Here is a 14,440-nt window from a genome sequence, read left to right as displayed (position 1 = left end):
TAACCGGTGAAAAAGTGGTGATTGCCGGTCAGGGCGCCCTGAAAGATCAAAGTCTGGTGACAATAGTCACCACCCGTGAATTTTAACCTGACGGCCCGGCAATGCCGGGCTGCTGCTCACAGTAACCAATAAATATAAAAAATGCTGAAAAGGAACCGATTATGAAACTGGTTGATGTCGCGGTAGCGCGCCCGGTAACGATATGGATGTTTACGCTGGGAATTCTGTTATTTGGATTAGTGTCGGCCGGTCGGCTGGCAGTCAATTTACTGCCCGATTTGTCCTATCCCAGTTTAACTGTCCGCACTGAATACGTCGGTGCTGCGCCGGCTGAAGTTGAACAACTGGTTAGTAAACCGATAGAAGAAGCACTGGGCATTGTTAAAGGCGTACATAAGGTGCAGTCTGTTTCACGCTCTGGCCGCTCTGATGTGGTAATGGAGTTCGACTGGGGCACCGACATGGATCTGGCAATGCTGGAGGTACGGGAAAAACTCGACGTGCTGATGTTGCCGCTGGATATTGAAAAACCACTGTTACTGCGTTTTAACCCTAATTTAGATCCGGTAATCAGGCTGGCGTTAAGCCGGGAAGGCGGTATCAGTAATGAACATGAACTGGTATCGCTGCGCACATATGCTGAGGAAGACTTACGCCGTAAGCTTGAAGCGATGCCCGGCATCGCTGCAGTGCGGCCGGATGGCGGCTTAAGCCAGGAAATCCAGGTACTGGTTGATCCGAACAAGCTCAGCCAGCTGCAACTGGATATTGGTTTGGTCAGCAGTCGGCTCGCTCAGGAGAATATTAATTTGGCCGGTGGCCGGCTGGAAACACCAGGCTATGATTTTCTGGTAAGAACCATTAATCAGTTTGCAGATTTATCGGCGATTGAAAACCTTTATCTGGCCACGGTTGGCAATTCGCAAATCCGCTTAAAGGATGTGGCCACTGTTGTTGATGCCTTTGCCGACAGAAAAAGCATTACCTATGTGAACGGCAGTGAAGCTATTGAGGTTGCCATTTACAAGGAAGGTGATGCGAATACGGTAAAAGTGGCGGAATCATTACTGGCACAACTTGCCACTTTGCGCAAAAGTCTGCCGCAGGATTACAGCCTTACCCTGGTGTATGACCAGTCAGCTTTTATTAAACAAGCTATCAGTGAAGTGAAATCTGCCGGCATTATCGGTGGCTTACTGGCGATGCTGGTGTTGTACTTATTCCTGCGTAACGTCTGGGCAACCGTTATTATTTCAGTATCTATCCCTGTGTCGATTATCGCTACTTTTAATCTGATGTACGGTCAGGGTATTACCCTGAATATGATGAGCCTCGGTGGCATTGCGCTGGCAGTAGGATTACTGGTCGACAATGCTATCGTGGTGCTGGAAAATATTGCCCGCCACAAAGAGCAGGGCAAATCAGCGCCCGAGGCGGCTAAAACCGGTACCGGCGAGGTAGCCATGGCGATCACGGCTTCCACTCTAACCACGGTGGCGGTATTTTTTCCTCTGGTGTTTGTGGAGGGTATTGCCGGCCAGTTATTTAAAGACCAGGCACTGACTGTCACCTTTGCCCTGCTGGTCTCACTGGTGGTGGCGCTGACGCTGATCCCGACTATGGCCGCCCGTCAGCATCGCACCGTTGCTGCACCCGACGCAGAGCCACCAGCAGCCAGAGTAAAAGGCACTCGCTGGTACCATAAACTGGGCCGCCTTATCTGGTGGCTTCCCGCTAAAATTATTAAAGGACTTTATTTTATTTTACTGGGTTTATTAAGCCTGTTGACCTTAGGGTGGCGCGCTATCAGTCGTTTATTAGGCCTGGTATTTAAACCGCTGTTATTTGTGGTAAAAGTCAGTCTGGACAGCCTTACCCGGCTTTACCGCCGCCTGCTGAGCGCGGCGCTGCGGGCTAAAGGTTTAACGGTTGGCTGCACCCTGTTAATCGCAGGCTTATGTTACAGCCTGTTGCCCCGACTGGGAGCTGATGTTATTCCGCAGCTGAGTCAGGGAGAGTTTTATGTCGAAGTTCAGCTACCGATCGGCAGTGCTATCGAACAAACTGATGCGGTGGTCAAAGAGCTGGCTGCCGTTGCCAGTCCGTTGGCTGGCGTTGCCCGCAGTTACGGTCAGGTAGGCACGGGTGCCCAGATGACAGTCGATCCGGCAATTGGCGGCAGCCACTGGGGCAGGCTGAATATTGTTATGCAACCGGGCAGCAGCGAGCAGACCGAACAACAGGTTACCGAGCAACTACGCCAGCATATCGCCACTATGGCGGGTGTTAAAGCCCGGTTCGACCGGCCCGAATTGTTCAGTTTTGCCACGCCACTTGAAATCGAACTGACCGGCTATGATCTGGCAGACCTGAAGCTGGCAGCTGATCAGCTGCTGGCAAGCCTGGCTGCAGAGCCGCGCTTTACCGATGTGAAAACCAGTTTGCGGCCGGGACAGCCGGAAATCACCCTGTATTTTGACCATGCCAGGCTGGCGCAGTTAGGTATGACGGCGCAACAGGTTGCCAAACGGGTTGCCGTTTATGTGGGTGGCGAGGTGGCCGGTCAGTATTCGGTGAACGATCGGAAAATCGACATCCGGGTCCGCTTAGCTGAAGCGTACCGCCAAAATGAGCAACAACTGGCGTCACTGATTATTAATCCGGGTAGCGCTCAACCTTTACCATTATCAGCAGTTGCGGAAATCCGTCGTGAAACGGGGCCTAGTGAAATTACAAGGATAGCGCAGCAGCGGGTGGCTATTGTCAGTGCCAATCTGGCGTTTGGTGATTTGGAACAGGCCACTGCCAGTGCCCGGAAAATCTTAGCCAGGCAGAGTTTGCCGTTTGGCGTGAGCGCCATTGTGGCCGGCCAGAGTGAGGAAATGCAGCGGGCATACAGCTCGTTAACAATGGCATTACTGCTGGCGGTATTTCTGGTGTACTTAGTGATGGCCTCGCAGTTTGAAAATCTGCTGCAACCCCTGTTAATTCTGTTTACTGTGCCACTGGCCGGTGCCGGTGCCATTCTTGGCTTGTGGCTTACCGATACTAGGTTATCTGTCATCGTGTTTATTGGTCTGATCATGCTGGCGGGCATTGTGGTAAACAATGCCATCGTGTTAATTGACAGGATAAATCAGTTGCGTGATAACGGCACTGACCTGACCCAGGCTATTGTTGAAGGCGGAGCAAGCCGTTTAAGGCCGGTGCTGATGACGACGCTTACCACGGTGCTCGGCTTACTGCCTATGGCGCTTGGCGGTGGTGATGGCAGTGAAATCCGGGCACCGATGGCGATAACGGTGATATTTGGCTTAGTGTTATCGACCTTGCTGACCCTGGTGTTTATTCCGGTGCTGTATGCGCTGTTCAGCCGGCAGCAACAGCCAGCCGACAGCACAGTGATCAATGCTGAAGTGCAGGAGGCGCTATGACTGAGAAGCCACTGGCTATTACCCGGCTGGCCTTAAGCCGGCCGGTCACCGTCACCATGTTGTTTATATCCTTGCTGTTGTTCGGCAGTCTGGCCAGCCGGTTGCTGCCATTGGAAATGTTTCCCGGTATTGATATTCCGCAGTTGTATGTCAACGTGCCTTATAACAATGCCAGTCCGGCAGAGGTAGAGCGGTTAATTACAAGGCCGCTGGAAGAGGCACTTGCCACGGTAAGTGGTATTAAACAAATGCGCAGCTTTTCCAATGAGAACAGCGGCGAAGTATCACTGGAATTTAACTGGAGTGAAAATATTGGCAGCAAGAGTCTGGAAGTGCGCGAACGGATTGATACCGTGCGCCACTTGCTGCCGGATGACGTTGAGCGGGTACTGGTATTTCAGTTTAATACCGATGACATGCCGATATTCCAATTGCGGATTTCCTCTGAGCGCGACTTAGCGATGGCTTATGATTTACTGGAGCAGCAGATAAAGCGGCCTCTGGAGCGGGTGCAAGGCGTATCGAAAGTCGAGCTTTATGGCGTCGAAAAACGCCAGGTGATTATCCGGCTTGATCCGGACAAGCTGAAAGCCCTTAATGTCGATGCCAATGCCTTGCTGGCACAGCTTCGGGGCAGCAATTTTGCACTTACCGCCGGTGAGCTGCGTAATGCTGAGCAAAGTGTACTGGTTAAACCGCTGGGAGAATACCGCCAGCTGGCAGAAATTGAACGTTTACCAGTCCGGCCCGGGCTGATGTTACGTGATGTTGCCCAAATTTCGCTGGAGTTGCCAAAACGCCAGGAGGGCCGTCATCTGGACCAGACTTACGCTGTGGGTATGAACGTGTTCAAAGAGTCGGGCGCTAATCTGGTTGATGTTGCCAAAGCCGCGATGGCAGTGGTGGAGGCCGCCGACGATAATCCGGCATTTAATGGTATCAGTCTTTATGTAATGGATGATGTAGCCGATGGTGTTACCACTTCACTGAGAGATTTACTGCAGGCCGGGGCCATTGGTGCCTTATTGTCTTTTGTGGTGCTTTATCTGTTTTTACGGCATTTAACCACGACCCTGGTGGTGGTGTTATCGGTGCCCAGTGCCATTATTATTGCGCTGGGTGCAATGTATTTCATGGGTTACAGCCTGAATATTCTCAGTATGATGGGGTTAATGCTGGCAATTGGGATGCTGGTAGATAATGCTGTGGTGGTAACGGAGAGCATTTTTCGGGAGCGTGCGGCTGGCGGCGATGTCCGTGCTGCGACAGAGCGTGGTGTACGCCGGGTAAGCCTGGCCGTGCTGGCAGGTACTGCCACTACGGCTATTGTATTTTTACCCAATATTATTGGCCAGAAAATGCAGCTGACAATTTTTCTGGAACATGTGGCAATAGCAATTTGTCTGTGTCTGGCTATTTCTCTGGTGATGGCACTGAGTCTGATCCCGCTGTTAACCACGAAATTAAAAGTCCTGCCCGCCAGTGATCCCACCGGCAGCAAACTTGACCGTTTTTACAAAGCCAGCTTACAGCGAGTAATGCATTGGCCGAAGCTCTCAGCGCTGGCAGCCATCCTAACTCTGGCCAGTATTGTCGTTCCTATGGGGTCAATGAGCTCCGACAATGGTGATGATGGTGACAATGGCCGGCTGTTTATAAACTATCAGGTGCAGGGCAATTACAGCCTGGAGGAAGTGCGGGCTGAAGTCAGTCAGATGGAAGCTTACCTGTATAGCCGCCAGGACGAATTACATATCGAGTCAGTGTACAGCTACTACACTGCGGGCTATGCCATGTCGACCATTATTTTTAAAGACGAGCAACCGCTGGCGCTTGATAAGCTAAAAGAGTTAATCCGCAGTGACTGGCCAACGCTGGTCAGGTCGCGTCCGGTGTTTGGCTTTGGCAGTGGGGGAGGGATGCAACTGCACTTGTTAGGTAATTCTACCGAGGTGCTGATGGAGTTATCAGAAATGCTGGTGCCGATGCTGCAGGCATTACCGAGCCTGGAAGATGTCACCTCTGATCTGGCTGGTGGCCAGCAGGAAGTGCAGATTATCCTTAATCATCAGCAACTGGAACGCTACAATATCAGTGCCCAGCAGGTGGCCCAGAGTGTATCGCTGGCGCTGCGGGGAGTTAATCTGCGAACTTTCCGAAGTGCCGAGCAAGGCGAGTTGTTGCTAAGGCTGATCTACGATGAAAAAATCAGTCACTCGATAGCTGAATTGCGGCAATTGCCGGTCACCCAGGCTGACGGTGTAGTCATTACGTTAGCGCAGCTGGCTGAACTGAACGTTATGCCGCGGTTATCCAGCATTCGCCGTTTTGACCGCGCTACCGGCATTGCCATCCGGATGAACCCGGCGAAAGATATCGGTATCGATAAAGCGCGGGCCGAGATTGAACAATTAATGAAAAGCGTCTCCTTACCCGACGGTTATCGCTGGTCGTTTCGCGGTAGTTTTCAGCGTCAGAATGAAGAACAGCAGGTCATGATGATCAATATGCTGCTGGCAGTAGCGATGATTTACATTGTTATGGCAGCATTATTTGAATCGCTGTTGCTGCCAACTGCGGTGATTGGTTCACTGCTGTTTTCACTGGTCGGGGTATTCTGGACTTTCCTGCTCACCGGCACGGGCATGGGGGTAATGGGCATGATTGGGATGCTGGTGCTGATGGGCATTGTGGTCAACAATGGCATCGTATTGGTTGACCGGATTAATCAGGACCGGGAATTAATGCCCTTACAGGATTTGAAAACCACTATTATCCATGCCTGCGAGGCACGCTTAAAACCCATATTGATGACCGTCTCCACCACGGTATTGGGCTTGTTACCGCTGGCAATGGGCGGCACTCAGGTTGGTGGTGGTGGGCCAAGTTATGCACCCATGGCGATTGCTATTATAGGCGGATTATTATTTTCGACCCTGACCAGTTTATTGCTGGTGCCGTTAACGTATTACGGCTTAGTTAAGCTGCGTGGTGCCTGTGCCCGCCTGGTTAGTCGCAGCAGAAAAATCAGCGACAAAATTTTACTGGCAGCGAAGAGCGGTGAACTTCCGCCAGGTTAATTTACGCTTGCCGCAGGCCGCCTGAGTTTATACAATGGCGGCCATCCTTAAGGGAGTAATCGGCCTGCTGAATTAACAGGTGACCTGGTCAACATACTTGTGCAACATGCACATGGCCAGATCATAATTGATGAGACTTAAGACATTATCCTGGCCCAACGCGGGAGCCCGGGTTTTGTCTTTTGTTTTTGCTGCTAAAAGCATCCCGCCGAGAGTTGTAATGGACGCGTTGTTTTCCTCGTTTTCTGCTGTAGCTATTGCTGAAATAGGCGATAAAACCCAATTACTTTCTTTATTTCTGGCGGCTCGATTCAGGGCCCGGGGCGCTATTGTCGCCGGTATTCTGGTGGCTACCTTGTTAAATCATGCGGCGTCAGCCTGGCTTGGGGTCTGGCTTGCCCAGTTTATTGCGCCGGCTATTGGCCCCTGGTTACTGGGTGGCTCTTTTATTGTGGTGGGCCTCTGGCTGCTTATTCCCGATAAAGACGACAGTAACGATACCCCTGTGTTGAAATACGGTGCGTTTGCCGCCAGTTGCCTTTTATTTTTTCTGGCCGAAATTGGTGACAAAACTCAGATAGCGACGGTAATTCTGGCGGCGGCATTTGAAGATGCTGTCTGGATGGTGATCTGGGGCACCACCCTTGGTATGCTGGCGGCCAACGTGCCGGTAGTCTATGCCGGCAGCTGGCTGTTACAAAAAGTGTCGCTCGACTGGGCAAGGCGGATAGCCTGTGCTGTTTTTATCATGTTGGGTCTGATGACAATTATCGCAGCATAGGGCATTTAATGCCCGGTGATCAGCTGGGGTTCAGCCACGAAAGCGTGTTATAACGCCAACAGTTTTGCAATTGCAGCTAACACGGGACAAAAATGAAGACGATAACATTACTGGCATCAGGGCTGTTGGCCTTTACTGCTGCTAGCAGCGGTTCAACGGTACTAACCGAGCAAAATTTAAGCAATCTGGAAGCGGCTTTGCCAAAACTGGCAAACATTCAGCAGGATGATGTTAGCTCACTGCACAAGGTACGGCTGCAGCGCCACTGTGACTGGCCGCGTCATGCAACTGAAGTGCGGGCGCAGCAACAGGGTAAAAGCTACCTTACTGAGGTAGATAAGATTCTCGCTGAGCATCAGCTTAGCCCGGCCTTATTTATGGAATTAACCGCCAAAGGCAGCTGGCCACTGTTGCAGTCACTGCAACCGGTGTTGTCGATTACCCGGCAGACTTTAGCGTTTTTACCGCAGGCACAGCGTCAGCAGGCCGAGCAACTGCTGGCCCAGACCGATAATATGACGCGGGTGGTGGAGCCTTGTTTAACGGCTGCTGATAACATAGCCCTGCGCCAGCACCAGCAGCGGTTAATCAGTCTTGCCGCTAAATTACCCGGCACTATACTGCCGGCGCAGCTGGATGTTAGCGCCAGTCCTCAGTAATCAGCCGTGGCTGATAGCAGTACATTGCCCCGCCATCGTGAAGGAATAGCATGAATAGCGTTACTATTTTGGTTGATGTACAGAATATCTATTACACCAGCCGTCAGGCGTATGGCAAAAGTTTTGACTACAATGCGTTCTGGGCTCAGGTGACAGCAGGACGTACCGTAAATAAAGCCATTGCTTATGCCATTGACCGGGGCGATGAAAAACAGCGCCAGTTTCAGAATATTCTCAGGGCGATTGGCTTTGAGGTACAACTTAAACCCTTTATTCAGCGCGCCGATGGCTCAGCCAAAGGCGACTGGGATGTCGGTATTACCCTGGATGCGATTGAATATGGCCAGCACAGTGAGGTGTTGGTGCTGGCGTCGGGCGACGGTGATTTCGCCCTGCTGGCGGAGCGCTTAATCAGCAAATACCAGACCGAAGTTGAGGTGTATGGGGTGCCCAGCCTGACCGCTCAGGCACTGGTTAATGCGGCCAGTCGTTTTATCGCTATCGATCAGCAGCTCTTGCTGGCCTGACCCTGACATTTCCGGGCTAACTGTTTCATCTGCCACTGATTTTAACTGTCACTCGCCTTAAGCTATGCTTTAGTCAGGTCATGTTGTTATCTTTTGGCAAACGGAGGTGATTTTGATTGAGGGTACGCATAAGGTTTTGGGCAGCTTACCAGAGTGGTGTGCAGTATCGTTAGAGTTGCTGGGTATTGGTATTATTACCGTTATTGCCATTTATTCACTGCTTCATGGCGGCATTCGTTTAATGAAAGGTGATTCTCCCCGCTCGTGTCAGCAGGAAATCCGGCAGCGGCTGGGCCGCGGTATTTTGCTGGGCCTGGAGTTTTTAATCGCTGCCGATATTATTTATACCGTCGCGGTAGAACTGACGTTCTCTAACGTGGGGGTGCTGGCACTGATTGTGTTAATCCGCAGCTTTTTAAGCTTTACGTTGGAGGTAGAACTGTCCGGGAAATGGCCATGGCAACTGGATAAGTCAGAGACGGCTGAATAGCAGCAATTTGGTGCTAAAACCGGCAGTTTGCTCTGCGTTAAGGGCCGTGTCGGCTCGTTTAAGCAAGACAAATCTGATTTCTGCCGGCTTTTTTGGCTTTGTATAGTGCTTTATCTGCTCGTTCAAAGCAGTGCAGCAAATCTTCCTGCGGTGTTTGCTCAGCAACGCCAAAACTGCAGCTTAACCTGATGTTACTGGCAAAGGTGTGTTGGTTTATGGCTTCGGTAATGCGCTGACATAACGCTTTGGCTTCTTCGGCGGTGGTGTGCTGGCATAGAATAACAAATTCTTCTCCGCCCCACCGGGTTACCTGATCGTGCTCACGTACTTCTGCCAGCAGAATGTCCGCCAGTTCACGCAATATTGCATCGCCGGTACTATGACCATATTTATCGTTAATATCTTTGAAGTAATCAATGTCAATGACCACAAGGCTCAGGGTTTCCTGTGATTGTGGGGAGCGACGCTGAACCCGCTGCATCGTTCTGTCGAAGTGGTTACGGTTATAAAGCCGGGTAAGCGGGTCGTGATTTGATAAAAACTCCAGCTCGCTGACCGCCTGTTCCAGTTCATGCTGTGATTGTTCCAGTCGCTGGTTCTGCTCCTGCAACCGCTGATTATAATAGCGGCTGCGGTAATTCCAGACACTAAGCAACAGAATAATAGCCAGCGAAAACACACCAAGCTGCCACAGTAACTGATAATTGGTCACCCGAATGACATCTATTTGTGTCCACTTGCGGTAAATGTCGATTTTCTGCTGCTCATCAATACCCAGCAGTGTCTGATTAATCAGCGGAATAAGTGCCTGATAAGGTTTAACTACCCCAAACCGCAACTCATCCTCCAGACCGATCCAGCCGGCGACTTTCAGCTGATACAGTGACTGTTTCTGGATTTGGCTATTGATGGAATATAAAGAACCGATAAATAAGTCTGCCTCGCCGTCAGCAACCGCTTCCAGGCCTGCTTGTTCATTATCCACCAATACCATGGGGGTCTGCGGGTAATAACGGTTGAGATATTCTGCCAGCCGGTAACCGCGCGGTACGGCAACAGAGCGGTTGCCTATATTCTCGATGCTCTGTAAGAAGGGTTGCTCACGCCGTGATACCAGCACATTCGGTGAACGGAAATAGACGTCTGAAAAAGATAAATACTCATCGCGCGTGGCAGAACGGTTCAGCATTGGCGATAACTGGCACTTACCGTTTTGTAACAGTTGCAGCGACTCCTGCCAGGACGTGGTCGGGACCAGCTGAAACTGAATACCGGTTTTCTGAGAAATTAACTGCAGATAATCTGCTGAAATTCCGACATGGACACCATTTTGGATAGCTTCATAAGGCATCCAGTCAGGATCAATACAGTATTGAACCGGTTGCTCGGCGACAGGCAGCATTGTCTCGTCTGCGCGCGTCGGGCCGGTTACAAGCAGAAAAAACAGTAAGCCAAGCGTTGTAAACCGGCAGCGCAAGCTGAATTTACGCGGTGCCGGTAATAGGATAGTAAGCCACGTCATATGTTTGCCATCAGGTAATATCTGAATGCCTGAACGCTAACTATTCATTAGTCAACATTAATGTTATTACCTGATAGTAGCCGCTGCCAGTTAAAAGTGCGAGTCCAACCAGGCTATTGGTTCACAACGGCTGGCTTATCTGGTGAAAGCTCAAACACAGAAAGCCAGGGGCTATTTCTTCTGAGCGGTATTGAGCCGTGCTTTTAAATCGGCAAACGGATTATGGGTAGCAGCAGCGACTTTTTGCTCGGTGGTACCGCCATACAGTACATACTCATGAAATTTATTATGTTCATTATCGTGACAATAAATGCACAGTAACTCCCAGTTGCTGCCATCACTGGGGTTATTACTGTGATTATGATCAATATGATGCACCGTCAGCTCACGCAAATTGGAATAAACAAATTCGCGGGCACAGCGGCCACAAACCCAGGGATACATCTTTAACGCTTTATCCCGGTAGCCCTGTTCCTGCTGCTGGTAGGCCCTTGCGCCGCTGTTGTCTTTACTCATTATTGTCCTGCTTAATCAAAGGCCGGCTGTATTTTACAGCCATAAACCTGCTTAACTCAGTTTATGGCTTATTTACAGTTTTTGCTACCGGCATTATCGTTACTTCATCGCCAAAATGTTGTTTGACATTCTCTATGGCAAAAGTCCGATGATCAGCCCCCATCACCAGAACAATGCGCTTGCCTTTATTCTCTGACACGAATTCAATGATATTATCGGCAATTTTTTTATCACGTTTTTTATTAAAATCAACAATCTGCATATAATCTGTATTGGCAAGCCACTGCTCTTCAAGTGCATCTTTTTCACGGGTCAGCATACCGTACTGACCATTATTGAGAGTAAAAGGCGTCGCGGTTTTGACGATCTGCAATTGCTGTTCAGTTAGCGTGTCTAATCTGGCAGGCTTGTTATTTTTCAGCTTTTCATCTGCGCTTAGCGCATGCTGCAATTTTATGATATTGAGATTTTTAAAGTAATCCGTCGGGATCTGCATTCCGGTAATTTGCTCGCCAAGCCAATCAAAGCCAAAAACAGCACCTTTGTATTGCTGGCTCAGTTCAATCATTTCCAGCGGATAATATTGTTTAAGATATTCGGTAGTGGCAGTAATATCTTCGGGCCTTATTTCGACACCAACATAATCAGGATGATAAGAGCCTACTAAATCATACAGCGTCAGATAATCATATACGGGGTGATTCTTATGAGCACCATGTATTGATGCGATAAAGACAAGCTCGGTTTTATCGGCTGCATGGCTAATGAATATCGGCAGGCCCAACAGCAAACATAACGCAAAGAATCTTAGTGACATACTATAGCCTTCATTTCTGGTGATGACCGGTTTAATTCACAGCCGGGTTACCGGCCCTGCTGCGGTTTCAGGTGATAGCAAAAGCGGCGCTGTTGTTTCGGCAGCACCCAAAGCATACATGACGTTAAACTTAATTCTGCCGGTAATCTTTAATGATGGTGCCATATAAACCCATTTCCGCCTCATGGCCCGGTTCGCGCCAGCTTTCCAGTAGCGCCGCCTGGTACCAGGCCTGCATAGCAGGCAGGGCCAGCAGTTGTTTAACATAGATCATGGCATTAGCGCTGAGCTTAAGGTCATAACTTTGCACCCGAAATGCCACCGGAGCAAAAAAAGCATCAACGGCAGTAAAAGAGGTTCCTGTCAGAAAAGGCCCGCCAAACTGGTTTAAGCCCTGTAACCACAGCTCATCAAGCCGGGCCAAATCTTTTGCCAGCTCAGCGGGTGGGTTTTGCAACTTTACCCTGGCACCACAGTTCATGGTGCAGACATTACGCAGCGTACTAAAACCGGCATGCATTTCGCTGGCGGCGCAGCGGGCATAATTACGTGCTTTAGCATCGGCTGGCCAGACGCCGACATGCCGCTCAGCCAGGTATTCAACTATCGCCAATGACTCCCATACCACGGTATCGCCATCATGCAGGCAGGGTACTTTTGCGGTGGGCGAGAACTGGCGGAAGTTATCATAATTATCAATCTGAAACTGCTGAATCTTTTCATCGAACGGAATACTCAGTTGCTGTAGCAGCAACCAGGGCCGCAGTGACCACGACGAGTAATTTTTATTGGCAATAAACAGTTGATACACCGGCAACTCCTTCAAATATAAACGCCCAGCTAATGCTGACAGCCTACCTGCGGTCCACCTGACCAAAGTAGCGGCCCTGGCCGGTTAAGTGATGGCACTTTCTGAAATCAGGCTTGGTTTTCAGCTAAATCTAACCTAGTTTATAAAGAATACAAGCTAAAAGTTGGCGCGTTCAGCGGATAAAACCACAAGCATTTTCTCAGCTTAGGCGCTATTTTTTTAGTCTTTATTAAGGATTCAACGGCAGGCGCTTAGTAAAAAACATGGCTATTGAACTTCCCCACTGGTTGCCAATAGAGCTGACAGACACCAGCCAGAACGTGGTGTTGATGGGCTTGATACTGTCTGTCAGCATTCTGGCTAATATTGTGGCAAGCCGGACCCAAGTACCCCGGATTTCGATTCTGGTGTTTGTCGGCGTGATAATTGCTTTTGTGCAGCAGGTACTGCTGGGCAAGCAGGATGCACGTTTACTGAATGAGCTCAGTGAACCCTTAATACAACTGGCTCTGGTAATGGTGGCATTTTTACTTGGTAGTGAACTGACCACAGAGCGGCTGAAAAATACCGGGCCACTGATCTTGATTATCTCGCTGTGTGTGATTGGTGCCGGAGGCTTAATAGTCGGTACGGGTCTACTACTACTGGGTTTTCCGTTGGTGGTTGCTGTGTCGCTGGCGGCAATATCAGTGGCCACCGATCCGGCAGCAGTCAGTGAGACGGTCAGAGAAAATGGCAGTAGTAACTTACGCTCAAGAGTATTGCTGGGCATTGTCGCTATTGATGATGCCTGGGGCATTATTGTATTCGGGTTAAGCATGGCGGTTTTGCAGTGGTTAATCAGTAATAATGGCCAGATTGCGTTAATGCATGCACTCTGGGAGCTAGGAGGCGCCGTCATTGTCGGCACCCTGATTGGCCTGCCAGCTGCCTGGCTTACCGGCCATCTGCAAAAAGGAAAACCAACCCAGGCTGAAGCGATAGCGCTTATTTTGCTGCTGGGAGGGCTTTCATCCTTACTGGGGGTTTCGGCACTGCTGACATCAATGATTGCCGGTGCGCTGATTGCTAATCTGGCATCACATCATAAGCACTCATTCCGGGAGATTGAGCATATTGAGTGGCCGTTTCTGGTGTTCTTTTTTGTCTTATCCGGTGCCAGCATTAATTTGTTGCAACTGGATGATGTGGTTGGTCTTACTGCCGTTTATATTTTGCTTCGTCTGGCTGGCAGAACCCTGGGAGGGATGCTCGGGGTCGCGCTTACCCGGCGAAAGCAGGACACACTGCCGCGAAATATTGGTCTGGCACTGACGCCTCAAGCCGGTGTCGCCATCGGCATGGCTTTATTGGCTGCCGAGCGTTTTCCGGAGCTTCGCGAAACTATCCTGCCTGTGGTCGTTGCTTCAACTATTATCTTTGAGCTGGCAGGGCCAATATTGGTCAGGCACGTTTTAAAGTCGTAGTTAACGGTTATCCCGCTACCAAAATACGCCAGCTTATAGCCGCTAAACAGGCAATTAAGCCAGAAATTTTTTTCGGTATATCAAACAACGCGTATTATAGTCAGCAACAATACTCTTTTGCGGCGGAGAAATTACCCTATGCTTGCCAGATTGCTATTTCTAGGGCTGTTGTTAGTGGGCAGCTACCTGCTCCTGACAGCGTTGTTTGCGGCGCAGCAGCCTGCATCAGCTATATTGAAACAAGTGGCCGGTAAAGCAATGCGCCAGCAACTTTGCCAGACACCGGTATTGTGGCGTATCGGTGAGCTTGACCCTGCCTTTGCGTTAACCGCTGAGC

The 14,440-nt window shown here is 50.1% G+C and carries 11 protein-coding genes and 1 pseudogene; 8 read left to right on the top strand and 4 right to left on the bottom strand.

Annotated features, from left to right (window positions below; all coding sequences use genetic code 11):
• The first annotated feature begins 161 nt into the window (after positions 1 to 161).
• From R3177_RS08010 to R3177_RS07985, 6 genes are all read left to right on the top strand, one after another.
• Positions 162 to 3,434: an efflux RND transporter permease subunit gene (locus R3177_RS08010; RefSeq protein ID WP_318970516.1), complete on the top strand. Its 3,273-nt coding sequence runs from the start codon at positions 162 to 164 to the stop codon at positions 3,432 to 3,434.
• Complete coding sequence (locus tag R3177_RS08005) at positions 3,431 to 6,514, top strand: efflux RND transporter permease subunit (protein WP_318970515.1); 3,084 nt, start codon at positions 3,431 to 3,433, stop codon at positions 6,512 to 6,514. The genes R3177_RS08010 and R3177_RS08005 overlap by 4 nt, the downstream gene beginning before the upstream one ends.
• Before the next feature lie 220 nt (positions 6,515 to 6,734).
• A complete protein-coding gene (locus tag R3177_RS08000; RefSeq protein ID WP_318970514.1) occupies positions 6,735 to 7,295 on the top strand; it encodes a TMEM165/GDT1 family protein in 561 nt (186 codons plus the stop codon).
• Positions 7,296 to 7,387: 92 nt separating this feature from the next.
• Positions 7,388 to 7,954: a hypothetical protein gene (locus tag R3177_RS07995; RefSeq protein ID WP_318970513.1), complete on the top strand. Its 567-nt coding sequence runs from the start codon at positions 7,388 to 7,390 to the stop codon at positions 7,952 to 7,954.
• Positions 7,955 to 8,004: 50 nt separating this feature from the next.
• Positions 8,005 to 8,481 (top strand): NYN domain-containing protein, encoded by a 477-nt coding sequence (locus R3177_RS07990; RefSeq protein ID WP_318970512.1) that lies wholly within the window; start codon positions 8,005 to 8,007, stop codon positions 8,479 to 8,481.
• A gap of 112 nt (positions 8,482 to 8,593) precedes the next feature.
• Positions 8,594 to 8,971 (top strand): DUF1622 domain-containing protein, encoded by a 378-nt coding sequence (locus R3177_RS07985; protein WP_318970511.1) that lies wholly within the window; start codon positions 8,594 to 8,596, stop codon positions 8,969 to 8,971.
• 58 nt (positions 8,972 to 9,029) lie between these two features.
• On the opposite strand, the gene R3177_RS07980 is transcribed toward R3177_RS07985, so the two are convergent.
• The 4 genes from R3177_RS07980 to R3177_RS07965 all read right to left on the bottom strand — a co-directional run bounded on the left by R3177_RS07980 (position 9,030) and on the right by R3177_RS07965 (position 12,637).
• Positions 9,030 to 10,493: a diguanylate cyclase gene (locus R3177_RS07980; RefSeq protein ID WP_318970510.1), complete on the bottom strand. Its 1,464-nt coding sequence runs from the start codon at positions 10,491 to 10,493 to the stop codon at positions 9,030 to 9,032.
• A 171-nt stretch (positions 10,494 to 10,664) separates the two neighbouring features.
• The gene (locus R3177_RS07975) at positions 10,665 to 11,009 is read right to left on the bottom strand and encodes a YajD family HNH nuclease (RefSeq protein WP_318970509.1); all 345 of its coding nucleotides are present in this window, start codon (positions 11,007 to 11,009) and stop codon (positions 10,665 to 10,667) included.
• A gap of 61 nt (positions 11,010 to 11,070) precedes the next feature.
• Entirely contained in the window at positions 11,071 to 11,826 is a 756-nt protein-coding gene (locus R3177_RS07970; protein WP_318970508.1) for a hypothetical protein, read from the bottom strand.
• A gap of 130 nt (positions 11,827 to 11,956) precedes the next feature.
• Complete coding sequence (locus R3177_RS07965) at positions 11,957 to 12,637, bottom strand: glutathione S-transferase family protein (RefSeq protein WP_318970507.1); 681 nt, start codon at positions 12,635 to 12,637, stop codon at positions 11,957 to 11,959.
• Between the two features lie 263 nt (positions 12,638 to 12,900).
• Between R3177_RS07965 and R3177_RS07960 the strand changes: the two genes are divergently transcribed.
• Positions 12,901 to 14,103, top strand: coding sequence for a cation:proton antiporter (locus tag R3177_RS07960; RefSeq protein ID WP_318970506.1), 1,203 nt, complete (start codon positions 12,901 to 12,903; stop codon positions 14,101 to 14,103).
• Between the two features lie 138 nt (positions 14,104 to 14,241).
• A pseudogene (locus R3177_RS07955) lies at positions 14,242 to 14,440 on the top strand (hypothetical protein); the annotation flags it as partial.

Origin of the sequence: Arsukibacterium sp. (genome assembly GCF_033722355.1) — a bacterium.
Lineage (GTDB): Bacteria > Pseudomonadota > Gammaproteobacteria > Enterobacterales > Alteromonadaceae > Alishewanella.
This window is presented reverse-complemented; position numbering and strand designations above follow the sequence as displayed.